Source organism: Neobacillus nitrireducens (genome assembly GCF_030915405.1).
GTDB lineage: Bacteria > Bacillota > Bacilli > Bacillales > Cytobacillaceae > Neobacillus.
Map to the genome: position 1 here is coordinate 2,404,821 of NZ_CP133262.1, position 24,463 is coordinate 2,429,283.

Genomic DNA, 24,463 nt, shown 5'->3' on the forward strand with positions numbered 1-24,463 from the left:
ATTCGTAAGGATACTGTAAAAACGGGTGGTACCGAGAAAAAAGAAAGGCCTTTTCTCCCCGATTATTCTGCTTTTGAGGTTCTTGACTGCAGTTTATTAGGGAGATTGGGCCTTTTTACTATGTATTAGCTGAATCTTTAATATATTCATAACCCTAAGGAGGGATTACGACGTGAAAGTAGAAGCAAAAAAGCTTGAGGTCCAAACTAGTACCGAGCCAAAGACCGGTGCAGACCTTCTCATCGATTTATTGAAAAAAGAAGGTGTGGAAACACTGTTTGGATATCCCGGTGGTGCCGTCCTTCCAATATACGATGCCATTTATCGCGCCCAGGGTACAATCGAGCATATTCTCTTCCGACATGAACAAGGAATGATCCATGCTGCTGAAGGGTATGCCCGAGTTACCGGAAAACCTGGTGTTGTCATTGCTACCTCAGGACCCGGAGCAACCAACCTTGTAACTGGGATCACGGATGCAATGATGGATTCCCTGCCTCTCGTTATATTTACCGGGCAGGTTGCACGAAGCGTGATTGGAACAGATGCCTTCCAAGAAGCGGATGTTATGGCGATTACCACACCAATCACCAAACATAATTATCAGGTACAATCGATCGAGGACTTACCACGCATCGTCAAGGAAGCATTCCATATCGCTTCTACCGGACGACCTGGACCAGTCTTAGTCGATGTTCCTAAAGATATTTCTGCAGGGTTTTTAACTGCAGAACCTGAAGAAGCGAGCATTAATTTACCTGGATACCAGCCAACAACAAAGCCAAATCCATTACAAATTAAAAAGCTTGCCGATTCGATTTCAAAGGCGATCAAGCCTGTCATTCTTTCAGGCGCAGGAGTTCTCCATGGGAAAGCGTCTGCTGAACTAACTGCTTTGGCAGAAAAATACCAAATTCCAGTGGTCACAACATTACTTGGACTAGGTACTTTTCCGGCAGATCATCCCCTTTCGTTAGGAATGGGTGGAATGCACGGAACCTATGCAGCGAACATGGCTATTTATGAATGTGACCTGCTTATCAACTTTGGAGCCCGCTTCGATGACAGACTAACAGGTAACCTTAAACACTTTGCACCTTTTGCGAAGGTTGCCCATATTGACATCGATCCAGCCGAAATTGGTAAAAATGTTCCAACAAGTCTCCCAATTGTTTCTGATACAAAAGAGGCGCTTACTGAATTGCTTGATCAAGAAATTGAATCACCCAATTCCGCTGAATGGCTGGTAAAACTGGGCCAAAACAAGCAGGAGTATCCACTTTGGTATAAACATGATCCAAACGGAATGTGTCCGCAATGGGTCATTGAAGCAGTCCATAAAGTAACAAACGGTGACGCCATCGTTGCAACCGATGTTGGCCAGCACCAAATGTGGGCAGCACAGTATTACACCTTTAAAGAGCCGCACCGTTGGATTACTTCTGGCGGACTTGGAACAATGGGCTTTGGCTTCCCTGCTGCGATTGGGGCACAAATTGCTGAACCAGACAGCACGGTCGTTGCGATTGTTGGGGATGGCGGTTTCCAAATGACACTTCAAGAATTATCGATTGTTTATGAAAGAAATCTTCCAGTAAAAATCATCATCGTCAACAATGGTGCACTCGGAATGGTTCGCCAGTGGCAAGAGCTATTGCATGGTAACCGCATATCTGAATCGATTCTTCACACTCAACCGAATTTTGTTAAATTGGCAGAAAGTTATTCCATTCGTGGCTATCAGGTGAACAATCAAGAGGAACTGATCACGATTCTTCCTGAAGTATTCGCCCATAATGGTCCTGTCCTAGTGGATGCACGTGTTCTTCAACAGGAAAAAGTCTTTCCAATGATTGCCCCTGGCAAAGGGATTCATGAAATGATAGGGGTGAAACCATGAAACGCATTATAACTGCAACCGTTCAGGACCGAGCAGGTGTACTCAACCGCGTAACAGGACTATTGCAAAGGCGTCAATTCAATATTGAAAGTATCTCCGTTGGTCCAACAGAAACGGAAGGTGTTTCAAGAATGACCCTGGTTGTCGAGATTGAAGATGAACAGCGTCTCGAACAAGTAACAAAGCAGCTTAATAAACAGATTGATGTTTTAAAAGTTTCTGATATTACGGATAAAGCAGTCGTTGTCCGCGAATTGGCCTTGATTAAAGTAGCCAGCAGCAGCCAGCTTCGCAGTGAGATTAACGGAATTATCGACCCATTCCGTGCCATCGTTATTGATGTAAGCAAGGAAAGCTTAGCTATTCAAATTACCGGCAAACCTGAAAAAATCGATGCTTTACTAGAATTGCTTCGCCCTTATGGAATTAAAGAGATTGCCAGAACAGGGTTGACCGCGCTATTGCGTGGGCACCAACCGCAAGTAAACGAACTAGCTCAACACACCCTATTAAAATAATAACTTACCTTGAAAGGATGATCGATAATGGCAAAAGTACTATATAACGGAGATATTCAAGAAGAGGTTTTAAAAGGAAAGAAAATCGCAGTAATTGGCTATGGTTCCCAAGGTCATGCACATGCTCTAAATTTAAAAGAAAGCGGCTTTGATGTTGTTGTTGGCTTGCGTGGAGGAAAATCATGGGATAAAGCAGTTGAAGATGGTGTTGATGTTCGCACTGTTGCTGAAGCAACCGCTGAAGCTGATGTAGTAATGGTTCTTCTTCCTGATGAAATGCAGCCAAAAGTTTACAAAGAAAGCATTGAACCAAACCTTGAAGCAGGTAATTCTCTTGTTTTTGCGCACGGCTTCAATGTTCATTTTAACCAAATTGTCCCTCCTGCTGATGTAGATGTATTCCTTGTAGCACCAAAAGGACCAGGGCATTTAGTACGTCGTACGTATACTGAAGGTGCTGGTGTTCCTGCCCTTTATGCAGTGTATCAAGATGCTACTGGTCAAGCACGTGACCTTGCCCTTGCCTACGCAAAAGGAATTGGTGCTGCTCGTGCGGGAGTTCTAGAAACTTCCTTCCAAGAAGAAACAGAAACAGATCTTTTCGGAGAACAAGCTGTCCTTTGCGGTGGTACGACAGCCCTTATCAAAGCAGGATTTGAAACTCTTGTTGAAGCTGGTTATCAGCCTGAAGTTGCCTACTTTGAGTGTTTACATGAATTAAAACTAATCGTAGACCTTTTATATGAAGGTGGCTTTGAAAATATGCGTTATTCCATTTCCGATACTGCACAATGGGGAGATTTCGTTTCAGGACCACGTGTCGTAAATGCGGATACAAAAGCTCGTATGAAAGACGTATTAACAGATATCCAAACTGGAGTGTTTGCAAAAGGCTGGATCCTTGAAAACCAAGCAAACCGCCCACAATTTAACGCCATTAATCGTGCTGAAAACAATCACCAAATTGAACAAGTTGGCCGTGAGCTTCGTGCATTAATGCCGTTTATTAAAAACAAACCAGTAAATGCAAAGAAGGAAGTGGTGGTAAATGGTTCACGTTAACATCTTCGATACGACATTACGCGATGGCGAACAGTCCCCTGGTGTGAATTTAAACCAGCTTGAAAAATTAGAAATCGCAAGACAACTTGAACGGTTTGGTGTTGATATTATGGAGGCCGGTTTCCCGGCTTCCTCCCAAGGTGATTTTGAAGCAGTAAGAGCAATCGCCCGGAATATTAAAAATGTATCAGTCACAGGCCTGGCAAGAGCGACGAAATCGGACATTGACATTGCGTGGGATGCGTTAAAAGATGCTGCAGAACCAAGGTTGCATGTTTTCCTTGCAACCTCCCCTATCCATATGCAGTATAAACTAATGAAAACACCTGAGGAAGTCACACAAATTGCCGTAGATATGGTTTCCTACGCAAAACGAAACTTCCCTCATATTGAATGGTCAGCTGAAGATGCATCTCGCTCGGACCTTGATTTCCTTGTTCAAATTATTACCAAGGTCATCGATGCCGGTGCGACAGTCATTAATCTGCCTGATACGGTCGGGTATACCACACCGGAAGAATATGGACGCATGTTCCGCTATATCCGAGAAAACGTGCCTAATATACACAAAGCTGCCCTATCTTGCCACTGTCATGATGACTTAGGGATGGCTGTTGCCAATTCACTAGCTGCCATCGAAAACGGCGTAACCCAAGTCGAAGGTACCATTAACGGAATTGGAGAACGTGCCGGTAATGCTTCCTTAGAGGAAATAGCTGTTGCCTTAAATATTCGCAAGGATAAGTACCCATATACTACCAATCTCGTGTTGAAAGAAATTAAGCGTACCAGTGACCTTGTCAGCCGCTTTACTGGCATGCTCGTTCCTCCTAATAAAGCAGTCGTTGGAAAAAACGCCTTCGCGCATGAATCAGGGATCCATCAGGATGGCGTCTTAAAAAATACGTTAACCTATGAAATTATTACCCCTGAATTAGTCGGGGTCAAATCCAATGATTTAGTTCTCGGCAAACATTCCGGCCGCCATGCTTTCAAAGATAAAATTGAGCAAATGGGCTTTGAACTTTCGGATGAAAAACTGGCTGAAGCGTTCACTGCTTTTAAACAATTAACCGACCGGAAGAAAGAAGTTACCGATGAGGATCTCTTTGCTATCTTAACCGATATTCAAACGACAGCCGTTGATATTAAAAAATATGAACTGGTTGCCTTTCAAGTCCACTACGGATCAGCGAACTTGCCAACAGCCACTGTGGCATTAACGACACCGGAAGGTATTCGAGTAGAAACCGCCCGTACTGGTTCTGGTAGTGTAGAAGCCTTGATGAACACCTTAGAAGCATTGATTAAAGAAGAAATCCATCTTACCGATTTTAGATTAAGTTCGATCGGTCAAGGACGAGATGCACTGGCAGAGGTCCATGTGAAAATGACCGTGAACGGCACACCTGTAACCGGTCGCGGCTCAGCTCAGGATGTACTGGAAGCTTCCGCAAAGTCATTCTTGAACGCTGTGAATCGTGTATTTTTTAATCAAAATACCGCAGTCAAAGAAACTGCAGCATTATAAAAAACAAACAAAAAATGAGGAGGTTGCTTCTAATGAAAAAACGTATTGTCTTACTTCCCGGTGATGGTATTGGCAAGGAAGTTATTAATTCTGCGAAAGACGTGTTAAATGCAATTGCTGAAGAATACAATCATACATTTAGTTTTGAAAGCCATGAAATCGGAGGAGCAGCCATTGACCTTTATGGCACACCACTTCCTGAAACAACCGTAGATGCATGTAAGCAAGCGGATGCGGTATTGCTGGGTGCTGTTGGCGGGCCAAAATGGGATAACAATCCCTCCCACATACGTCCTGAACGTGGCTTGCTTGGAATCCGAAAGGCACTTGATCTATATGCAAATTTAAGGCCAATCAAAGGATTTAAAAACCTTCTCCATGCATCACCCTTAAAGGAAGAAGTAGTTTCTGGCAGCGACCTCCTTATTGTACGTGAATTAACGGGCGGCCTCTATTTCGGAACACCTAGTGAACGCCGTGATAACGGAAACTCCGTTGTTGACACACTTGTGTATTCCCGTCAAGAGATCGAGAGAATTGTTGATAAAGGCTTTCAAGCAGCTCAGCAACGGCGCGGTCTTCTAACTTCGGTTGATAAAGCGAATGTGCTTGAATCTAGTAAGCTATGGCGAGAAATTGTCGAAGAGAAAAAGGCTCAGTATCCAGACGTATCGGTTGAACATGTATTAGTCGATGCTGCAGCAATGAAATTAATCACGAACCCAACCCAATTCGACGTAATCGTTACCGAGAATTTATTCGGCGACATCTTAAGCGATGAAGCTTCTGTTATTACAGGATCACTTGGTATGCTCCCTTCTGCCAGCTTAAATGAGAATGGGGTCGGCCTTTATGAACCGGTTCACGGTTCTGCCCCAGACATCGCCGGTAAAGGTGTGGCTAATCCTGTTGCAATGATTTTATCAGCAGCACTGATGCTTCGCTATTCCTTTCAACTGAATGACGAAGCAAAAGTGATTGAGGATGCGGTTCAAGCAGTTTTAGATGCTGGTTTCCATACAGGCGACATTCAAGTTCCAGAAGGCCGTCTAGTTGGAACAGCTGAAATGACAAAACTGATTGCAGATTATATCAAATCACAAAACGCCTCAAAATGTATCGCCAGTTGTTATTTTTAAAATGATTGATTGATTCGGTGGGTAAATCGTCAATTGGGCGGTTTACCCCTAAATTTATCTAAAATAGGTAAAACTCTATTAATAAATTCATTATGTGAGGAAGGACGCTATGCATACACCAAAAAATATTATCCAAAAAATTTGGGAAAAGCATGTTGTACATCAAGAAGAAGGAAAGCCCGATTTATTATATATTGATTTACACCTTGTTCACGAAGTAACCTCTCCTCAGGCATTTGAGGGCTTACGAATGAATGGGCGTAAAGTGCGGCGCCCGGATTTAACTTATGCAACAATGGATCATAATGTTCCAACCCGCCAGCGTCTAGTGATCAATGACCCAATTTCCAAAAAACAAATCGATACTTTACAAGTGAATTGTCAGGAATTCGGGGTTACACTCGCTGACATTCATCATCCGGATAACGGAATTGTCCATGTAATCGGACCTGAACTCGGGCTTACCCAGCCAGGTAAAACCATTGTGTGCGGTGATAGTCATACTTCGACACATGGTGCATTCGGTTCACTAGCTTTTGGGATTGGTACAAGCGAGGTCGAGCATGTTCTTGCAACCCAAACCCTTTGGCAGGCACCGCCAAAAACGTTAAATGTCAAAGTCAATGGAAAGCTTGGTACGGGTGTAACAGCGAAAGACTTAATCCTTGCCATCATTGGAAAATTTGGTGTCCAATTTGGAACAGGTTATGTGATGGAGTACACAGGTGAAGCCATCCGTTCCCTTTCAATGGAAGAGCGGATGACCGTTTGTAACATGTCGATTGAAGCAGGTGCAAGAGCCGGGCTTATCACTCCAGATGAAACGACTTTTGAATACCTGCGTGGCAGACGCCATGTCCCTCAAGGGGAAGCATTTGAAGAAGCGATTGCGGAGTGGAAAGCTCTTGCTACCGATGAAGGTGCCGCCTATGACCATGTCGTTGAAATTGAAGCAGCAGAAGTGGAACCACAGGTAACCTGGGGAACAAATCCTGGAATGTGTATTCCAATTACGGCTAATGTTCCAAATCCAGACGAAACTGAGAAACCTAGTGAAAAGGACGAAATTAAACGTGCGCTTGAATACATGGGCCTTGAAGCAGATCAGCCGATCTCAAGTGTGAAAATTGACCATGTTTTCATCGGTTCTTGTACTAATTCTCGTTTAAGTGATCTACGAAGTGCAGCTGAGGTTGTCCGCGGGAAAAAGGTCAGCCCTACGGTTACAGCAATCGTTGTTCCGGGTTCATTTAGCGTGAAGCTTGCGGCAGAAAAAGAAGGACTTGATAAGGTCTTTACCGAAGCAGGATTTGAATGGCGTGAAGCGGGATGCAGTATGTGCCTAGCGATGAATGATGATATCGTCCCTTCTGGTGAACGTTGTGCATCTACTTCCAATCGGAATTTTGAAGGACGTCAAGGGAACGGGGCTAGAACCCATCTTGTTAGTCCTGAAATGGCAGCCGCTGCTGCTGTGGCGGGTCACTTCGTCGATGTTCGCCAATTCTCTGCAACACAGGAGGTTAGATAGTTTATGGAACCGTTAAAAATTCATCAAGGCCTTGTTTACCCATTAAATCGGTCGAACATTGATACGGACCAAATTATCCCCAAGCAGTTTTTAAAGCGGATTGAACGCAGTGGTTTCGGACAATTCCTGTTTTATCACTGGCGTTTTGATGATGAAGGAAATCTTCGTCCTGATTTTTCGCTGAATAATCCAAAATATAGAGGCGCCTCCATTTTAGTTGCCGGTGAAAACTTTGGCTGCGGCTCCTCACGTGAGCACGCTCCATGGGCCGTTCAAGATTTTGGCTTTAAAATTGTCATTGCCCCAAGTTATGCAGATATTTTTAAAAACAATTGCGTAAAAAATGGGATTCTCCCGATTCAGATAAGTGAGGACCAAGTTCAGTACATCATTAGAAAAGCTGAATCCGAAGAGTATCAATTAACCGTCGACCTTGAAAATCAAGTGATTTATGATAACGAGGGCTTCAAAGTTTCATTCGACATTGCCCCCTACCCGAAAGTCATGCTGATAAATGGCTGGGATGAGATTGGGGTTACCTTAACCTACGTGGATAAGATTTCACAATATGAACTAAGTAAATAACAAAAAATGAGCTTGGATATCCAGGCTCATTTTTTATTACGGTTAAAATTCAGGTAAGTGGTCTAGATTATTCTCTTTGATACCATCCGGTTCGCTTCGGATAATGTCACGGCCATATTTGTGGAAAACATCCACATGAGCAATCCTGCCTGCCTTAGCTTCATTTAAAGCCATAACATAATCCAACTCGCGTCCTGTACTCGTTTTAAAAGCAATAAGGTCTCCGTCTTGGTTCTTCCTAACCGACACGAACTCCTCTTTTCCATCAGGGTTGCTCTGAGCTGCTTCCACTTGGGCCTGCTGTTGACTTTCTTGCTTATATTCTTCATATATTTTTTGATAATCTTTGTCTTCCATCGCTTCCACCTCCGAACATTTGTTAGTATTTTTCTTTTTTTTAAAATTATCCCCACTTAGAAAAGTGTCGAAAATTCTTCAAATTTGATCAATATTGGAAAAAACTTCAAATATTCTTACGTGGTATAATTTACCTAATTGAGGGGGCGATCAATTGGAACCAATGGTGGGAAATGCATGGTTTTATATTCGAGATCATCATCAACAGGGGCCTGTGGGGTTGTTTGAACTGAAGAAAATGTTTGAACAAGGCGTTTTGTCAGGGGAAACATTTATTTGGTCAAAAGAAATGAAATGCTGGCAAATGGCGAAGAGCCATCCTTATTTTTCAGAAGACTTCTTTTTGTTGGATTATGCAGAACAACCACAAGAAAATTTAGCGGATCGATGGAAGGAACAACAAAAGGAAACATTTCCGAATGGAAGACCCTTTGTTCGTTACATTGCCAGACTGTTCGATCTTTCCTTATTTTCCTTATTTCTTATCACACTAGTATCCATCTTCTCACCAAAATTTGTGGTAAAATCATCACCCATCTTTATTTTTATCCTAAGCTTAATCCTCTATATTTTAGTAGAGGCTATTATCCTCTCCATCTTTGGGAACACCTTAGGGAAATCAATCCTCAATGCACGATTAAGAACGATGACTGGAGAGCCAATCAATTTTATCATGGCACTTAAACGAAGTATTTTAGTGACGGCATTTGGGATGGGATTTGGGATCCCATTGGTTAACTTCATTTGCTCTTATTTTTCTTATTTTGATCTTAGAAAGAATGGAAAATCAACTTGGGATCGACAAATCGGGACAGTTGTCTTATATGGTCAAGTTCATGTATCACGGATTCTTTTCGTAAGTATTTTTCCGATTGCGCTATCCATTGCAGGGATATTTATCTAGTCTTGATTATGTGAAAAAATGAACATAGGCAGCTTCCTCCTTCTTTTTTATAAAAACTGGCCCTTCCTGAAATAAATTGGAAGGGCTTCCAACTGACTTTATACTCTAATTTACATCTCATAAGATATTGCGGTGCCTGACACCTCTTTTACGTTTTTCAAGATTAAAAACATAAGATATATAACAATGGTATTTAGGAGCAGAACGAAAGCCATAACTATAGAACTTACTTCAACGCCCGCCTGAATTTGGAGGAAAATCATTGCTGATAGGGCTGTTAACAAGGTGATGTCTTTGATGATGATCACGGATGCGAGTAGATAGCCAAATGGCATGCGTCTAATGAGCAGTATTCCCGCGACAATGCCGACAGGAACAACAAAACCGAGGTCTAAGGCTTGGATGACGAGTGTAGTATAGTGCTCGATTCCTTCAGTTGGGCTGTGATTAATGAATGGCTGCACAATTTTTGCAAGCCACATCATTCCAAATACAAACGAAGCAAACAATAGGAAGCCTCCAATTAACTTCACAGGTAATTTTTCTTTGAAAAATAGCGGTAATTTTGCGATTTCAAATGACATCATTGCCAACGTAAAAGCAAAAAAGCTAGCTGACATTAGGATTACGTACACGAGGAACATGGAGTTATACATAGATAGAAATGAATACGAGACGTAGGTATATAAGAAATATCCCAACGTGCCTGTGAGAAGCAAATACCCCTTTAACCACCCTTTTCTAGACAGATACAGAGAAAACACTAGTAATGGGACACCTAGAAACAATGTCACATAATCCTGGGCGATTGCCTGCGCTGCCATTGATACCGAGTCATGTTTGTAGAGCCCCTTCCCGTAAATTGAAACGGTTTCTCCGAAAATAGATTGATATTCATACTCCCCCGGTCCTTGACTGGAAAAGATGGCGAAGGACGTCGCAATAATCGATAAAATGGTTATAATAAGGACCAGTATACTTATAGATTTTTGGTTCTTCATGGGTGAAATCCTCCCTTCTTAAATAAAAAATTTTACTCACAATTATCCTAATTACATCCTAAACTAAATAATTCTATTATACGAACCACTACCAGTTAGTTCACAAAAGATTCAGAACTTACCGTTCGCAAATCATTGAAAAGGGCCAAAATTAAGGTAACAGGTTCCGTTTTAAGGTGCAAGAAGACTAATTATCATATCAATACGCATTTGATTACTAAGGTCAAAACACATTAAAAATCATACTCAAAAACACCGTGCTTAGAAATAAAATCAGAAAATCTTCGGACATCGGGAAGCTAAATTAACACAGGTGTGTCCGAAGTCGGGTCTGCTTCGGACATCGGGAAGCTAAATAGACACAGGTGTGTCCGAAGGTTCATCTTCATTTCCATACCCTAATTCACAGGTAGCACATAATTTCACACGCGTATTCTACTGTAAAATTAAAGCGTGAATTCCGATGTGAATTCACGCTAAAGACTTATTATAATTTACCTTTTTACCCCCAACCCCGTATCGGAACCCGTTAGAATTAAGGTTGTTCCTTTTTTAATCATGTATTTTTTTAAGCTGTCCACTATGAAACGAATTAAAATTTTTGCGGGAACTGTTTGATGATTCCATCGGATATGACATCTGCTATTCTTATAAGGTGGATTTCCCCTTCATCAAAAGCACGAATTTCTCTGTTCCAATCCTTTTTCAATCTTGAAACCACACTATCTGTCACAATTTTTAAATGTGCATGTAGTAGCTGCTTCAATACATTTTTATTCCAATTTGGATTTATACTGCTCAGAAATGCTGCAATATCATCCGCATTTTTGTACCATGCACTATTGTACTTTTGCAACTGGGCTTGATTATTGGCCTTAGCTGCTTCGACCACTTGTCCTGCAAGAAGGATATGCTCTCTTAGCAAGTGGGCAAGCTTTGTTCCTGCCGCGTTCCCGTAAAATGGTTTGATTGCATTTCCGACTTCATCTTGGTTTTTCAAAAGTCTTGCAAGGACAATTTTTTGGTCTGGAAGATTTGCTTCCACACTAACAATATAACTTCTTGTCCAAATGGCGTGTTCTATCCATAATCTTCTGAAGTTAAACTTTAACTGGTGGGCAGACTCGCTCAGTGCCGGTTCCTCATGGACAGGTGGCGGCGGGGTTGCCTTTACGCTAATAGCAGGTAAAATTAAGGCAATAGACATAAGCAATACGATGAATTTCTTAGTTAATTTTTTCAATTAATATCTCCTTTTATCAAAGTAATTTCAGAAAGATTTTCCCCCAAAAATGTAAATATTATTTATCGTCCAAAAGTGTCATAATACTTTTAATAAGAATGTTGATGATTGGGGTGAGAAATGATTGCTAGACAAATATCATGATCCTAGAAAAAACGGTGCCTTGCTTAAACAATTAACGGACCAGCAGGTAGACATCACAAGTGCCCTGCAGGAAACAGAAACACTATTTAAACAATTTAGAAGAAAAGAGATTCGTCTTAGCCTGCATTCTGCACCTTCAAAGTCTTTATATCAAAAAGTGACAGAGGCTTTTTTTCGACCATTATCCACTCGTTCGTTTTCCAGTGAACAAGTTCAAATCAAAGTGGGGTCGGATGAGAACATTTATCCGGATTGGAAGAGCCTATTAGATGCGGAATATACTAATTTAGTAAATAATGTGATGAAAGAGGTCAATGTTGTAGACTTTGGGGCCATTGGCGATGGAAAAACGGATAATACCCTTTCTTTTAAAAAAGCGATTGGCACTGGCCGAGTGAAAATAGTTGTACCCGCCGGAGTATTTATTACGAAGGAAATCCGGCTGCCGTCATGGACCATTCTGGTTGGAGCGGGAAAAGGTGTAACGACCATAAAACTTCATGATTCAGCTAAAAAAGGCACCAGACTGATCACAAACACGAATCATTGGAGAGGGAACCATCATTTATTTGTCGGTGCTCTAAGTTTGGAATGGAATGTAGAGAGGCTTGGCGATGCTGCGAAAACAAGTACGTGGGGAAATCATTCGAGCTGCTTAACGTATGCAAATGTGACCTTTGGCTGGGTTAAGGATGTTGAAGGGATAAATCCAGGGCTGCACTGCTTTGATATCTCATCGACTTTGTACAATTATGCAGGTGACGGCTTACGGGCTCGGGGCGGCAGCAAGTATGTCTGGCTCGATAACTTAAATGGCTATGGCTTCGGAGACGATGGGATCACCACTCATCACAGTGATTTTATTTTCATCTCCCGCTCTCATATGTGCGACCCCAGTGGACGTGCACACCGAAAGGGCTTTTCGAATTCGAACGGGATTGAGATTGATGACGGTTCGAGGAATGTTTTGCTTGTCAATAATTCTTCAGCTCGGTGTTTTGGCGGGGTGGAAATTAAAGGGCACGAAAATTCCTCAGCCGCCTCCAATGTACAAATTGTCGGACATATTTCTGTCACCGATAACCGTTCGTTTAACTTCCGTCATATCGGACATCACAAGAGTACAGACCCTGAATCACGAACGGCCTACAATATTTGCGCCACCCATCTGGTAGCCCTCGCTCCGGTTTTTACTGAGTTATATAAAGACTCTACACCGCGTGGAATGGTGATCTCCGCTTATAAAAATGTTGTGATTAACCATTTTACTTTAATTGGTGATTCAGATTATGACTACAAAGGCTACCCAGTAATTGCTGTACAATATCGGGCCAGAAATATTGTTTTGGATAATATTTCTTTTCGCGATTTTAGAAAGGCTGGAAGTGATATTAAAATTTTCGGAGGCGAAAATCGAGCGGATTCTATTCAAATTAATGATGTGATAAGCCGAAATTCCGCGCCAAAACAGATTGATATCGGCTTAGGAGTCGAAGATATTTCCATTAAAAATACGAAAAGCGTCAATAATTATTTGTGACGCTTTCCTTCTTTTTCTACAGTCATGTCATCAACCAACTTTTCGGCGACTTTCCGATATAAATTACTCATATGAACAAGTGAGGAAATCATTAACACCTGTTCAAGATCGGCTGAGTTTCCTTTTTCAACCTCAGTAATCTCTTCATTCACATCCTTTACCCTTTCCGAAATGTCGGCTTTAAAATCCTCGACATTTTGTCGTGTTAAATTCAGATAACTAGAATAAAAGGACTCTAACTCCATCTCCTCTTGGATAATTTTTTGATTTATCCCTTGAAGTGTCACTTTAATATCATTGATGGAAAGTGCCCCTTTTAATTGGTAAATCAAGCTCATTAGGATGAGGTGCCTTTTTGAATACTTCTTATTCTGGATTGGAAAAATGAGTTTGCCTTTTGCATAGTTGTTAATCATTGTTTTGGTGAGAACCTTGTCGTCTTCATTCCGCTTCGTTTCGTTGAATTTGTTTTCAAACAACTGAATCACTTGGTCCATGTATAAATCTATTTGTGGAATCTCATCTAAAGTTAAGCCTACATCTAAGCCGAGTTTCTCAATAATTTGTTGGATATTTTCCATTCGTTTAACCCCGTTCATTGTCGTTATTTTTTTATTATACCTTAAGATATATGCATTGACTAGATGATGATATATAGGTATTATTATAAGTAGTTATCAAAACTACATGCAATGCTGGGAGGCAATTAAAATGAACAATTATATTCGCGAACCAATCAATGGACTAACCCATTTAGCCGGTGCCGTTTTAGCTTTTGTCGGGCTTCTTGCGATGGTTATCAAGGCGGCATCTACGACTCATTCACCGACTGCCATTACTGCAGTGATTATTTTCGGGGTTAGCATGATTCTGCTTTATTCGGCATCGGCTACCTATCACATGGTGATTGCTCAGGATCGAGTCATTGCGTTTTTACGAAGGCTGGACCATTCGATGATTTTCATTTTAATTGCCGGTACGTACACACCCTTTTGTTTTATAAGCCTGAACGGAAAAATAGGCGCCATTCTATTTTCGATTATCTCGGGGATTGCGATTAGCGGGGTTGTCTTTAAAATGGTCTGGTTTAATTGCCCGCGCTGGATTTCTACTGCCCTGTATTTAGCCATGGGCTGGATGATTGTGTTTGTTTTCTCGCCGCTAACTAGCAGTTTAAACCCGATTGGATTATTTTTACTCATTCTTGGGGGAATTTTTTATACCATTGGCGGGGTCATTTACGGTGCAAAGCCTAAGTTTTTAAAGTCAAAATATATGGGATTCCATGAGATTTTTCATATCTTTATATTACTTGGGAGTTTGGCTCATTTTTTAACCGTTTTCCTTTATGTTATTTAATTTTTAAAACGCCTTATTTGAAGGGCGTTTTTTTTTGAAAATAAACTACCTGCCCTTCGGACAAAATAACACCATGAAAGCACCACAATATAATCGAGGTGTTATTATTGTTGCGATTGTTTTTTCAAATGATTGTCATTGGACTTTGTTCTATGTTATTCGGATTTGCCTTTAACACCTTCCTTATTCCTCATCAGCTAACATCTGGTGGTGTCACAGGCATCGCCTTCTTTATTCACCATTTTTTAGATGTCAATACAGGGTCGATTATTTTGCTTATCAATATTCCTTTATTTCTATTAGGAGTAAAATACTTAGGTAAAAAGTTCATTTTGCTGACAGGCTATGCTGTTTTTGTTTTATCAATGAGTATGAAATTTATTCCCATTCACGCCATTAGCAAAGACATTCTTCTTTCTTCCATCATTGGAGGGGCTCTTTATGGTATTGCAGTTGGCCTTATCATTCGGATTGGAGGCTCGACTGGCGGAACGGATATTGTTAGTCTCACCCTCGCGAAAAAAAGGAACCTGCAGGTGGGCTTTTTAAATATTTGTATGAATTTTTTGGTGGTGGGGACTTCCGGACTGATTTTTGGATGGGGGATCACTCTTTATACAATCATTACGATTTATGTGTCCGGCCGTGCCGTAGATATGGTGTACACGAATCAAAATAAGCTAACGCTAACGATTGTGACGGAAAAGTTTGAGGAGCTGACGGATGCACTAATTCATTTGCACGCTCGTGGCGTTACGGTAACGGATGCAGAAGGTGCATACACCCATAAGCCCAAAAAGGTGTTAACTACGGTGATCACCAAATACGAATTAAATGAAACAAAACATGCGATTAGAACGGTAGATCCGAAAGCTTTTGTAAACATAATGCAGACGATGGAAGTAATGGGCCGTTTCCGCAGAGATTAATAGAGGACTGAAGCCCGTTTGGTTTATTTTTATGGTTGGTGGGCATTAGTCGCGTGGACTAGTTACCGTGGAGGCGATTTTTTATGCTTCACGGGCACTAGTCGCATTGACTAGTTACCGTGGAGGCGATTTTTTGCGCTTCACGGGCATTAGTCGTGTGGACTAGTTACCATGGAGGTTATTTTTTATGCTTCACGGGCATTAGTCGCATTGACAAGTTACCGTGGAGGGGATTTTTTGCGCTTAACGGGCACCATCCACTTCCTATGGTTACCGTTTATCCATTTTTTTCAGCCTTCGCGGGCACCGTACGCCGGACATCACTCCTATTTCATCGTTCCATCTCAGCTAATCTGCCTAGTTCCTCCATCAATACCAATGCGTGATTATGTACTGGGTCCTTTGCTCCATATAAGAGCGTTACTGGGCCCTGCACTGCCGTTTCAAAGATTTGCCGTATATATTCTTGCTTCTGTTCTTCCGTTCGAAGTTCATCAAGATATCTGTGACGAAATTCTTCGAATAACTCAGGTTTATGACAAAACCACTTCCGCAGTTCGTTGCTAGGAGCTAGGTCTTTATGCCAAAACGAAAGCTTCGCCGCTTCTTTCGAAATCCCCCTCGGCCACAAGCGGTCAATTAAAATACGGCATCCATCCGATTCGTCGTAGGGCTCATAGACCCTTTTCATAAAAATATTTTCCATACTTAACCTCCAATTGGTGTAAGGCACCACATCACCACTACGTCCACCCCGTATGGACAAATCCACGGATTTGTCCACGAATGGTGTCAGGCACCATTTAAGTGGCACCAACTTCTAAATATTAATCCTCATCCTTTACGTCGATGCTTTCTGGGATAGGTTCGTTTAGGATTTCTTCGATGAGTTGTTTGTATTTTTCCATTTGTTTTAGGTGGGTGCTGAATTGTTCTTTGTAGATTAGGTACTCTTCCCCATCAAATAGGGCGCGAATTTTCTTTTGTTGGATTAGACTTTTTACGGTAGCCTCTGGAACCGATAAATATTCTGCTGTCTCTTTTACTGTAATGTACAATTTATATACTCCTCTTTAAAAAATCGTTTTTCTTTACTGTCGGCAATTTTCCAAAGCTCATTCCCTTTTCTCAAACCTTCATCGTCCAACCCCTGGTCGATGGTCCAAGAAGTTTTGATAGGCAAAGCCGCGGACAACATCTTCACTGTAATATTTTAATAGCTCATTAATAAGATTTTGGCTTTTCGAGGCATCTTCCAAATTAGTAATAAAGGTTGCAATCCCATCCAAATCTGAGCCGAATCCAATCTGTTTGACCCCGCCTAATGCGCAAAAGTGATCAATATGTTTCACAAGGTCCGGAATCGTTACTTCGCCCGATTCTTTTACAAAAGGTGGATGGTAGACAACATGAATCAACCCGCCTTTAGCAAACATCGCCTGCGCCTGTTCATCTGTTAAGTTACGCAAATGGTTGCAGAGTGCTCGTGCATTCGAGTGACTCGCAATCGGATACTTGGCTAATTCAATGACTTCCCAAATCCCCTTGTCGCTTAAATGGGAAACATCGGTCAAGATTTGATGCTCGTTATTAAACTCCACAATTTCTTTACCGAAAAGGGTCAACCCAGCGCCGCGCGGTTCACCAGCACCATCTGCGGCAAGATTGGCTTGATTCCATGTCAAACCAACAGAACGTACCCCGAGTTGGTAAAGAATATGGAGCTTAGCTATATCATTGCCAATCGGGTCCACCCCTTCAAGCGTCAGCATGGCCCCAATTTGACCAATTTTTAAATCATCAAAATCCGCCCAGTCCTTGATATGGACCATATCCGGATTTTTACCAAGCACTTCCTTGTAAAAATAATCAACTTGCTCGAGCGCAACCTGAAATTTCTGATCCCCTTTAATATCCGGTTCGATAAAAATCGCAAAGCACTGCACCTTGATTTGGCCCAGTTGTAATCGAGTCTTATTTGTTTGTAATTCAGGTGCGTCAGCGTATCGCAACGCCCCCTTAGCTTCTTGAAGTTTCATTAGAGCATCACAATGTAGGTCAATTATCTTCATATCCAGCGGACTCCTTTTTAACAAAAGTTTACCATAACAAAGAGAGCTAGGGTGATAAGTTTCCTAGCCCAATAAGAATATAAGTTTTACGGAAAAACTAATTAGCTGCTTCCGCCATTTTTTTGATACTAGGTAGCACCTTGTCCCAAATCTCCGCACTTAAATCGCGATATTTCTTCCCTTCCGGTATCACAGAGAAATCTCCTTGTAAAATATGCAGAGTCGTTTTTCCATTTTTCTCAGACAAGTGGAAGGTAATCCCGTCTTCTTCGGTAACAAGTGCCTTTTCCGCGCTCCGAACGTCAAATACTGTAAAGCGGAGGATCTTATTTTGTTCGTTAGCTGTCACGTTCCCTTCAACTATGACCGTCCCATCCTCGCCTTTCCATAGAACAGGACTGCCAAGCTCCCAAGTGGAGTCGAGATGAAACTGTGGTCCACCGCTTGAAAATTCAGTCGCCCAATGGTTATTGTACTCACTGACCGTAAGAACCTCCCATACCTTTGAAGCCGAAGCATTGATTTCAATCGTTTGGTCGACAAATAGTTTATTCATAAATACCTCCTAGAGATGATATAACCATTATAATTCACCCGATATCCCTCATACAATTATAGACCAATAAAGTAAAGGAAACCCGCCGTTTGATTGGCGAGTCTCATGTTGTTTTAACAAATCTTTTGATGGGCTTATTTATTCACTTGGCTGCTATTTATATAACCGTTCCCTTATTTGGAAGTTATTTTACATTTATCGGAAAATTAATTCTCCTTTTCGTAGAATAATTTCGTTTTTTGTAAAATTCACTCCCCTTTTCGTAAAATCTACTCCCTTTTCCATAAAATTAACTTACTACTATTAGTTAACCCTTCCCTCCCCAAGCAAATCATAAAGTGTACAAGCAATTATTTTGGTGGCATCGATTAAATCCTCTAAACGAATATTTTCATCAGCCCGGTGCCCATTGGCATCTTCAAGCCTTTTTGGGCCGACACCAAACATAATCGTCGGTATGCCTTTTTCATAAAAATGGCGGGCATCGGCATAGATTGGGACTCCGTTAATGGCTAATTCACCCTTGCCCTTCATAATGGACTGCCAATTCGACGATAATGCGGCAATTAGTGGGGAATTTTCCGGAACAGGTCCGAAGCTTTCTGCATGAAGGATTTTTCGAATTTCTAGTTTAATTCCTTCGGTTGCCTGAACTGCTTCCTCAACGACTTTTCTAAATTCCGCTTCCGCTTGTGCTCCATCTTCACCTGGAATTAATCTTCGGTCGACCCTTATCGTACATTGATCGGGCACGACATTCGTGTTAATTCCACCTGAAATTAGTCCGATAACCAAGGTTGGATGGTCAATCCCGGGCACAGAAGATTTTTTAGCCGCGAGAGTCTGACGATATTCATATAGGCCATTTAATATCTTTGTCGTCGCCTCAAGCGCATCGATTCCTGTATGTGGCAGGGCGGCATGGGCAGACTTCCCAGTTGTTCTCACTTCAAAATGTAAACAGCCATTGTGAGCATTAACCGCTGAATAGGTAAAGCCAGCCGCAATCGCCATATCAGGACTTATAGATCCTTGTTCAAGCAGTCGCCTAGGGCCTAATTCTCCGCCTGTTTCTTCATCAAACGTAAACGCAAGGTCGATTTTCCCTTGCAACTGTTGACTAATTCCCGCAGCTTTCAAGGCTAAAACGGCGTAGGAATAGGCAGCAATATCTGATTTGGAAACAGCCACACCACGCCCATACATCTTTCCATTAATAATTTCCCCGCCGTATGGGTCGACACTCCAGCCTAGCCCCGGTGGCACCACATCACCATGTGCATTTAAGGCGACGCACGTTCCTTCTCCGTTCCCAAACTCGGTCCTACTAAGGACGTTAGCCAAACTAATCATTCCAGCGGCATTTACTTCTTCCTGGTCTACCTCTAATAACGAAACCTCCTCAAAGCCGAGTTCTTGAAGCTGTTCCTGTAAAAATGCAGCAATCGGGTAACAGTCACCTGCCGGGTTATCCGACGGAACTTGCACGATCCTTTTTAAAAAATCAATCATTTCAATTTGGTGTTCTTCAATCCACCGGACCAACCTTTCCTTATCCTGATTCATAATGCTCCTCCTTTTTGCTGTGGATACGCTAGTTGATGTAATAATTGGATTAGTACTTCAAGACCCTTATCTAAGTCGGCGGGGGATGTATATTCCAATGGTGAATGGCTGATTCCTCCCTGGCTTGGGACAAAAATCAAAGTAGTTGGACAAATTTGAGCAAACAACTGAGCATCATGCCCCGCCCCGCTGTTCATCACATGATAGGTGACCTTTTCCTTTACGCAAATCGTCTCTATCCTTTCATTTAGGCTTGGATCCATTTGAACTGGAAGAACCTCATGCCATTTTTCCATCTCCATCTCTAGCCCCGCTGATGCGGCAATCTCAAGAAATCGACTGGTAAATCGTTCACAAAAGGAGCTTAAAACAGACTCGACTGGATGCCTGGCATCGACTGTAAAAACGATTTGACCAGGTATGACATTTGAAACATTCGGCTCTACAAACAGCTGACCCACCGTCGTGACCAAATCTTCATCATATTCTTGAACCAGTTCATATAATTCATGAATCATTAACACCCCGCCACGCAAGGCATCTTTTCGCCATTTCATTAGTGTTGTACCAGCATGATTGGGTTCGCCTTTTACTGTGATTCGAAAGCGTTTTTGACCAATAATGGTTTGAACAATGCCAATCGACTTCGCTAGTTTTTCAAGGCTGGGTCCTTGTTCGATATGTAATTCAATGAATGCATGAATATCGTTACGGACCGTGTAATTATCAGCTTCAAGCCCAAAACCTGCCTCTTTCATCGCAGTTTCAAAGCCCATTCCATCCGAATCCCTCACACCGATTAAATCGGTAAAAGAATAGGTTCCTGTCACCAGCCCTGACCCCGAGCAGGCAATCGGAAAACGGCTACCCTCCTCTTCACAAAACGAAACCACTTCGAGATTTAGCAACGGCTGGCCATACTCTTTTTTTAGATGGCTTAAAGCTAGGACGGCAGCAATAATTCCATAGGCACCATCGTACTTACCCCCGGAAGCCACTGTATCAACATGAGACCCAACAAGGATTGTTGGAGCCTCTGGACTTACAGTCGGCAGTCGTCCAAATAGGTTTCCAATGGAATCGAACTTTGTCTCAAGCCCGAGCAGCTCCATCCATTCCCGTAATGCTTGCTGCGCTTCTTTCCAAGGTTTGGAATAGAGGAGCCGAGTCACTCCGCCTTTACTTACTGCGCCAATCGAACTGAGCCACTCAATGGCTTCAGCCAAATTATTAGGGAACTGCTTCATCACTCGCCCTCCCTTGCTTAAAGGCAGACACCTAATTTCTCCTTCATCACCCCGAATTGATCATCATAAATGACCTTTCCTCGTAAAATAGTTTTTTTTATCCTGAGCAAAAACTCCTTATTTTCATAGGGTGAGTATGCATTTCGAAAAGCCAATGACTGTTTATCAGCAACCGTTGATTCATCTAAGCGTATCAACACTAAGTCCGCATCTAAGCCTGGACGGATTTGACCTTTTCGATTAGCAATACCAAACCGTTCAGCTACATTTGATGTCCCTAATTGTAAAATTTCACCTAGGTCTATTCCCCGCTTAAGGGCTTCATCAAGAAGCGAAAGCCACGTATATTGAACGCCTTGAATCCCACCCCAGGCATCCCATATCGAATCGGTTGTTTTCATAGAATAAAGACACGGGGAATGATCAGAGCCAATCGTATCAATCCACCCTTTTTGAATACAGTCCCAGAGCCCTTCGACCTCTTCGCGCGGTCTTAATGGCGGTGCACATTTGAGAATGGCACCTTTTTCTAAAAAATCCTTTTCATCAAAAATTAAATAATGCGGGCAGGTTTCAACCGTAACATCTACTCCGCTTTTTTTAGCTTGTTCGATAAGTCCGACTACTTTCGCTGAACTGATATGAACAAAATGCAAGGCTGTTCCATAGTTTGCAGCAAGCTCTAGGGCATAACATACTGCTTTCTCTTCTGTCGATATAGGCCTGCTCGCGAGAAAGGCCTTTCGTTCATTCATCTCTGCCCTATTTTTATATAAAGCAGTCAATTTATTAATCTCCTCATCCCATTCCGCATGGAGGGCAAGAATTTTCCCATGCTCCTTTGCAGCCTTCATCGCTTGTTTCAACCCATCCGGCGATACAAACTTGAAATCCTCAATCCCGCTTTCACTCATGAACGCCTTCCAGCCAATGATGCCCTCACTCATTTGCGAGAGATCATGGCGGTTCTTGATGTTCGTGTCTGTCATTCCTCCCCAAAGCGCATAATCGATAGATGACATGGTTGTTAAATACTTCTTTTTATCTTGCAAACTCTTAAAATTAGTAACTGAGGGAGCACAATTCAGCGGCATGTCAAAAATAGTTGTAGTCCCGCCAATAGCCGCAGCACGGCTTCCTGTCTCGATTCCTTCCCAATCGGTTCTGCCCGGGTCATTGAAATGGACATGGGCATCAATAAAGCCAGGAACCACCAGGCAGCCGCTTGCATCAATCATCGTATCTGATTCCTCTTTCCACGGCTCTCCTTCATTTTTCACAAGAGAGTCTATACGCTCTTCAATGACTCGAATGTTTACCTCTCGAAAGCCCTCGTCGGTAAAAACTAGCCCATTCTTCACCCAAAGTTCATTCAATTTCATGACCCTCCTTAACTCCCGCGATACGTACTGTACCCACCAGGGGAAATCAACAATGGAACATGATAGTGGGAGGCGGGTTCTGAAATGCCGAAGCGAACGGGAACACAATCCAGGAATGAAGGCTCCTCGAGGAAAGTGCCGTTTCTCCGAAAATAATCTCCAACATGAAAACGAATTTCATAGATTCCTTTATTCATATTGCACTCCTCAAGGAGAGGGTGATTGACGCGGCCATCTTCATTCGTATAGGTAGTTAGAAGGACTTCGAACTTATTGTCTGAACCTACCCGCCACAATTCCACTAACACACCACTAGCCGGTTTTCCCAAACTTAAATCAAGGACATGGGTAGTTACTTTTCCAGTCATATCGGTGTTTCCCGGGATTTTCTAAATCCTCACGTGTCATGGAGAAACATTGAAACCCAAACGGAGGACGCGGTTCGGTAAAAACTTTTCCTTCTTGTGAGGCAGGAATATCATCTAAAATGGTTTCCCAGGTACGGTTATTGGATTCAAAACGAACTTCCACTAACTGCGGAAAGCGCTTTAATATCCGAAGACCAATCCGGTAGATTAAATTTTGAATGGAAGGAGAGTTCTCTTCATGAAAAACGGTATAAGCAATATCCCTGACTTGCTCTGCTGCAACATACCCATCTTTTGTACTTCCTCGAGCTCCTTCGAAATCGTTATAGCGCCACCCGATATTTAAAAAAATAAACAGCGGCCGGTCGTAAGATTCAGGTAATGTTGTATATTCATCCTTTACAAAGCCGAAAAATGAGCTGCCTCGTACTTTTAGAAGCTTTAGTCCTTTCAAACTGCTGAGATGATCGGCTGTAATGATCTCTTTTCCGGAGCGCTTCACTTCAACGGAAGCAACAGACTGTTCATTTAATGAATAGCGAAACACCAATGGACTCGGTTCAAAACGACCTTTCGTCGGCACTGGAAGCTCGTCAAAGGGGATTTGTTCGCCGGAAATATCAATAGCACTCATATGTGGATAGGTCTCAAGAAAACGGCGGGCGACGAATTCTAGGAACCCTTCTTGTGTCGAACCTTCATAATCGCCAGCGTGCTTAAGAATGAAATTTTTCATTGAATCGGTTGCTACCACTAAGGTATTATCTCCATCTTTAAAGGATGTTAAGAAGGCATCCCCTTCCACTGCTACCTTCACTTTCATTCCAAAAAGAATATTGTGTCGGCCCGTAAAGGCTGATTCAGGAATCGAACGGACTCCTGTAAGCGGGGCTGCATAGGTACGGTAAACCCAAACATCATCCTTTCCATAGCGCATCGTTCTCTTCATCTCATCATCTCCTTTATTGAATAACATCATTTATGCGGAACCTGGCAATTTTATAAACCTCATTTAAAGCTGTCTGAAATTCTTGTTCATAGGTATTGCCCACTCGTTCTTTCATTGCAGCTAAAATTGCTTCCTTGTTTTGTCCTTTAACAGCCATAATAAAAGGAAACTCAAATTGCTCAACATATCTTTGATTGAGTGAAACAAACTCCCCATAATCCTTTGTCGAGAGCTTATCAAGACCTACACCAGCTTGCTCCTTTTGCGATACCTCTGATATTTTTAATCTAGTACCGAGATCAGGATGGGCACGAAGCAGGGCCAATTGCAAGGTACGATCGGCATTTCCAACCATCGTCACCATAGATTGTAAGAGGTCCTCGCGGGATTTAAAGGGCAGACTCCCCCACGACATCGCGGCCACCCATGGGGAGTGCTCAAACACCCAGCCTAGTTTACTCACAAACTCTTCTTTATTCATTTGATTTAATTCCTCGATGGAAGTCCCCTGACGATTCACCACCCGTGCCCACAACCTTTCAGCCATTGATAGTCATATTTTGTATCGACATCAAAAAAG

The 24,463-nt window shown here is 42.2% G+C and carries 25 protein-coding genes; 11 read left to right on the plus strand and 14 right to left on the minus strand.

What is annotated here, in order from left to right; translation table 11 throughout:
• Positions 1-172: 172 nt before the first annotated feature.
• The 7 genes from ilvB (at position 173) to leuD (ending at position 8,266) form a co-directional block, all read left to right on the plus strand.
• Complete coding sequence (ilvB, locus tag RCG22_RS11635) at positions 173-1,900, plus strand: biosynthetic-type acetolactate synthase large subunit (RefSeq protein WP_308106925.1); 1,728 nt, start codon at positions 173-175, stop codon at positions 1,898-1,900.
• Positions 1,897-2,418 carry an acetolactate synthase small subunit gene (ilvN, locus tag RCG22_RS11640; RefSeq protein WP_308106926.1) on the plus strand — a complete coding sequence of 174 codons (522 nt, stop codon included), beginning with the start codon at positions 1,897-1,899 and terminating at the stop codon, positions 2,416-2,418. Before ilvB ends, ilvN begins: the two co-directional genes overlap by 4 nt.
• Positions 2,419-2,445: 27 nt before the next feature.
• The gene (gene ilvC / locus RCG22_RS11645; protein ID WP_098260656.1) at positions 2,446-3,480 is read left to right on the plus strand and encodes a ketol-acid reductoisomerase; all 1,035 of its coding nucleotides are present in this window, start codon (positions 2,446-2,448) and stop codon (positions 3,478-3,480) included.
• Positions 3,467-5,011 carry a 2-isopropylmalate synthase gene (locus RCG22_RS11650; RefSeq protein WP_308106927.1) on the plus strand — a complete coding sequence of 515 codons (1,545 nt, stop codon included), beginning with the start codon at positions 3,467-3,469 and terminating at the stop codon, positions 5,009-5,011. Before ilvC ends, RCG22_RS11650 begins: the two co-directional genes overlap by 14 nt.
• Before the next feature lie 32 nt (positions 5,012-5,043).
• Entirely contained in the window at positions 5,044-6,150 is a 1,107-nt protein-coding gene (leuB, locus tag RCG22_RS11655; protein ID WP_308106928.1) for a 3-isopropylmalate dehydrogenase, read from the plus strand.
• A 109-nt stretch (positions 6,151-6,259) separates the two neighbouring features.
• Positions 6,260-7,681 carry a 3-isopropylmalate dehydratase large subunit gene (gene leuC, locus RCG22_RS11660; RefSeq protein ID WP_098260659.1) on the plus strand — a complete coding sequence of 474 codons (1,422 nt, stop codon included), beginning with the start codon at positions 6,260-6,262 and terminating at the stop codon, positions 7,679-7,681.
• A gap of 3 nt (positions 7,682-7,684) precedes the next feature.
• Positions 7,685-8,266, plus strand: a complete 582-nt coding sequence (gene leuD / locus RCG22_RS11665; RefSeq protein ID WP_308106929.1) for a 3-isopropylmalate dehydratase small subunit — start codon at positions 7,685-7,687, stop codon at positions 8,264-8,266.
• A gap of 42 nt (positions 8,267-8,308) precedes the next feature.
• Here leuD and RCG22_RS11670 read toward each other — a convergent pair whose 3' ends face one another.
• Complete coding sequence (locus RCG22_RS11670) at positions 8,309-8,623, minus strand: DUF3892 domain-containing protein (RefSeq protein WP_308106930.1); 315 nt, start codon at positions 8,621-8,623, stop codon at positions 8,309-8,311.
• 163 nt (positions 8,624-8,786) lie between these two features.
• Between RCG22_RS11670 and RCG22_RS11675 the strand changes: the two genes are divergently transcribed.
• Positions 8,787-9,527, plus strand: a complete 741-nt coding sequence (locus RCG22_RS11675; RefSeq protein WP_308107141.1) for an RDD family protein — start codon at positions 8,787-8,789, stop codon at positions 9,525-9,527.
• 110 nt (positions 9,528-9,637) lie between these two features.
• On the opposite strand, the gene RCG22_RS11680 is transcribed toward RCG22_RS11675, so the two are convergent.
• Positions 9,638-10,528 carry a hypothetical protein gene (locus RCG22_RS11680; protein ID WP_308106931.1) on the minus strand — a complete coding sequence of 297 codons (891 nt, stop codon included), beginning with the start codon at positions 10,526-10,528 and terminating at the stop codon, positions 9,638-9,640.
• 592 nt (positions 10,529-11,120) lie between these two features.
• Positions 11,121-11,771, minus strand: a complete 651-nt coding sequence (locus RCG22_RS11685) for a glycosyltransferase (RefSeq protein WP_308106932.1) — start codon at positions 11,769-11,771, stop codon at positions 11,121-11,123.
• Between the two features lie 124 nt (positions 11,772-11,895).
• Between RCG22_RS11685 and RCG22_RS11690 the strand changes: the two genes are divergently transcribed.
• Entirely contained in the window at positions 11,896-13,455 is a 1,560-nt protein-coding gene (locus RCG22_RS11690; RefSeq protein ID WP_308106933.1) for a glycosyl hydrolase family 28-related protein, read from the plus strand.
• Here the strand turns inward: RCG22_RS11690 and RCG22_RS11695 are convergent.
• Entirely contained in the window at positions 13,446-14,036 is a 591-nt protein-coding gene (locus RCG22_RS11695; RefSeq protein WP_308106934.1) for a DUF1836 domain-containing protein, read from the minus strand. The two genes, RCG22_RS11690 and RCG22_RS11695, sit on opposite strands and share 10 nt — an antisense overlap.
• Positions 14,037-14,166: 130 nt before the next feature.
• On the opposite strand from RCG22_RS11695, the gene trhA reads away from it, so the two are divergent.
• Together trhA and RCG22_RS11705 are read left to right on the plus strand one after the other, a co-directional pair.
• The gene (gene trhA, locus RCG22_RS11700; RefSeq protein ID WP_308106935.1) at positions 14,167-14,814 is read left to right on the plus strand and encodes a PAQR family membrane homeostasis protein TrhA; all 648 of its coding nucleotides are present in this window, start codon (positions 14,167-14,169) and stop codon (positions 14,812-14,814) included.
• A gap of 110 nt (positions 14,815-14,924) precedes the next feature.
• The gene (locus RCG22_RS11705) at positions 14,925-15,743 is read left to right on the plus strand and encodes a YitT family protein (protein WP_308106936.1); all 819 of its coding nucleotides are present in this window, start codon (positions 14,925-14,927) and stop codon (positions 15,741-15,743) included.
• 331 nt (positions 15,744-16,074) lie between these two features.
• On the opposite strand, the gene RCG22_RS11710 is transcribed toward RCG22_RS11705, so the two are convergent.
• The 10 genes from RCG22_RS11710 to uraD all read right to left on the minus strand — a co-directional run bounded on the left by RCG22_RS11710 (position 16,075) and on the right by uraD (position 24,430).
• Positions 16,075-16,449, minus strand: coding sequence for a DUF488 domain-containing protein (locus tag RCG22_RS11710; protein WP_308106937.1), 375 nt, complete (start codon positions 16,447-16,449; stop codon positions 16,075-16,077).
• Positions 16,450-16,570: 121 nt separating this feature from the next.
• Positions 16,571-16,801 carry an excisionase family DNA-binding protein gene (locus tag RCG22_RS11715; protein ID WP_098260670.1) on the minus strand — a complete coding sequence of 77 codons (231 nt, stop codon included), beginning with the start codon at positions 16,799-16,801 and terminating at the stop codon, positions 16,571-16,573.
• Between the two features lie 78 nt (positions 16,802-16,879).
• Positions 16,880-17,815 carry a dipeptidase gene (locus tag RCG22_RS11720; RefSeq protein ID WP_308106938.1) on the minus strand — a complete coding sequence of 312 codons (936 nt, stop codon included), beginning with the start codon at positions 17,813-17,815 and terminating at the stop codon, positions 16,880-16,882.
• Between the two features lie 97 nt (positions 17,816-17,912).
• The gene (locus RCG22_RS11725; RefSeq protein WP_308106939.1) at positions 17,913-18,371 is read right to left on the minus strand and encodes an SRPBCC family protein; all 459 of its coding nucleotides are present in this window, start codon (positions 18,369-18,371) and stop codon (positions 17,913-17,915) included.
• A 303-nt stretch (positions 18,372-18,674) separates the two neighbouring features.
• Entirely contained in the window at positions 18,675-19,937 is a 1,263-nt protein-coding gene (locus tag RCG22_RS11730; protein ID WP_308106940.1) for an ArgE/DapE family deacylase, read from the minus strand.
• The gene (locus RCG22_RS11735) at positions 19,934-21,184 is read right to left on the minus strand and encodes a Zn-dependent hydrolase (RefSeq protein WP_308106941.1); all 1,251 of its coding nucleotides are present in this window, start codon (positions 21,182-21,184) and stop codon (positions 19,934-19,936) included. The genes RCG22_RS11730 and RCG22_RS11735 overlap by 4 nt, the downstream gene beginning before the upstream one ends.
• A 17-nt stretch (positions 21,185-21,201) precedes the next feature.
• On the minus strand, positions 21,202-22,560 hold the full coding sequence (gene allB, locus RCG22_RS11740; RefSeq protein WP_308106942.1) for an allantoinase AllB: 1,359 nt from the start codon (positions 22,558-22,560) through the stop codon (positions 21,202-21,204).
• 14 nt (positions 22,561-22,574) lie between these two features.
• The gene (uraH, locus tag RCG22_RS11745; protein ID WP_308106943.1) at positions 22,575-22,934 is read right to left on the minus strand and encodes a hydroxyisourate hydrolase; all 360 of its coding nucleotides are present in this window, start codon (positions 22,932-22,934) and stop codon (positions 22,575-22,577) included.
• Positions 22,903-23,883, minus strand: a complete 981-nt coding sequence (gene pucL, locus RCG22_RS11750) for a factor-independent urate hydroxylase (RefSeq protein WP_308106944.1) — start codon at positions 23,881-23,883, stop codon at positions 22,903-22,905. Before pucL ends, uraH begins: the two co-directional genes overlap by 32 nt.
• A 13-nt stretch (positions 23,884-23,896) precedes the next feature.
• A complete protein-coding gene (uraD, locus tag RCG22_RS11755) occupies positions 23,897-24,430 on the minus strand; it encodes a 2-oxo-4-hydroxy-4-carboxy-5-ureidoimidazoline decarboxylase (protein ID WP_308106945.1) in 534 nt (177 codons plus the stop codon).
• Positions 24,431-24,463: the final 33 nt, after the last annotated feature.

What these genes read in the sequence shown, in the direction of transcription:
- ilvN (WP_308106926.1), top strand. Translation starts at nt 1,897, where the DNA reads ATGAAACGCATTATAACTGCAACCGTTCAGGACCGAGCAGGTGTACTC.
- ilvC (WP_098260656.1), top strand. Translation starts at nt 2,446, where the DNA reads ATGGCAAAAGTACTATATAACGGAGATATTCAAGAAGAGGTTTTAAAA.
- RCG22_RS11650 (WP_308106927.1), top strand. Translation starts at nt 3,467, where the DNA reads ATGGTTCACGTTAACATCTTCGATACGACATTACGCGATGGCGAACAG.
- leuB (WP_308106928.1), top strand. Translation starts at nt 5,044, where the DNA reads ATGAAAAAACGTATTGTCTTACTTCCCGGTGATGGTATTGGCAAGGAA.
- leuC (WP_098260659.1), top strand. Translation starts at nt 6,260, where the DNA reads ATGCATACACCAAAAAATATTATCCAAAAAATTTGGGAAAAGCATGTT.
- leuD (WP_308106929.1), top strand. Translation starts at nt 7,685, where the DNA reads ATGGAACCGTTAAAAATTCATCAAGGCCTTGTTTACCCATTAAATCGG.
- RCG22_RS11670 (WP_308106930.1), bottom strand. Translation starts at nt 8,623, where the DNA reads ATGGAAGACAAAGATTATCAAAAAATATATGAAGAATATAAGCAAGAA.
- RCG22_RS11675 (WP_308107141.1), top strand. Translation starts at nt 8,787, where the DNA reads ATGGTGGGAAATGCATGGTTTTATATTCGAGATCATCATCAACAGGGG.
- RCG22_RS11680 (WP_308106931.1), bottom strand. Translation starts at nt 10,528, where the DNA reads ATGAAGAACCAAAAATCTATAAGTATACTGGTCCTTATTATAACCATT.
- RCG22_RS11695 (WP_308106934.1), bottom strand. Translation starts at nt 14,036, where the DNA reads ATGGAAAATATCCAACAAATTATTGAGAAACTCGGCTTAGATGTAGGC.
- trhA (WP_308106935.1), top strand. Translation starts at nt 14,167, where the DNA reads ATGAACAATTATATTCGCGAACCAATCAATGGACTAACCCATTTAGCC.
- RCG22_RS11710 (WP_308106937.1), bottom strand. Translation starts at nt 16,449, where the DNA reads ATGGAAAATATTTTTATGAAAAGGGTCTATGAGCCCTACGACGAATCG.
- RCG22_RS11720 (WP_308106938.1), bottom strand. Translation starts at nt 17,815, where the DNA reads ATGAAGATAATTGACCTACATTGTGATGCTCTAATGAAACTTCAAGAA.
- RCG22_RS11725 (WP_308106939.1), bottom strand. Translation starts at nt 18,371, where the DNA reads ATGAATAAACTATTTGTCGACCAAACGATTGAAATCAATGCTTCGGCT.
- RCG22_RS11730 (WP_308106940.1), bottom strand. Translation starts at nt 19,937, where the DNA reads ATGAATCAGGATAAGGAAAGGTTGGTCCGGTGGATTGAAGAACACCAA.
- RCG22_RS11735 (WP_308106941.1), bottom strand. Translation starts at nt 21,184, where the DNA reads ATGAAGCAGTTCCCTAATAATTTGGCTGAAGCCATTGAGTGGCTCAGT.
- uraH (WP_308106943.1), bottom strand. Translation starts at nt 22,934, where the DNA reads ATGACTGGAAAAGTAACTACCCATGTCCTTGATTTAAGTTTGGGAAAA.
- pucL (WP_308106944.1), bottom strand. Translation starts at nt 23,883, where the DNA reads ATGAAGAGAACGATGCGCTATGGAAAGGATGATGTTTGGGTTTACCGT.
- uraD (WP_308106945.1), bottom strand. Translation starts at nt 24,430, where the DNA reads ATGGCTGAAAGGTTGTGGGCACGGGTGGTGAATCGTCAGGGGACTTCC.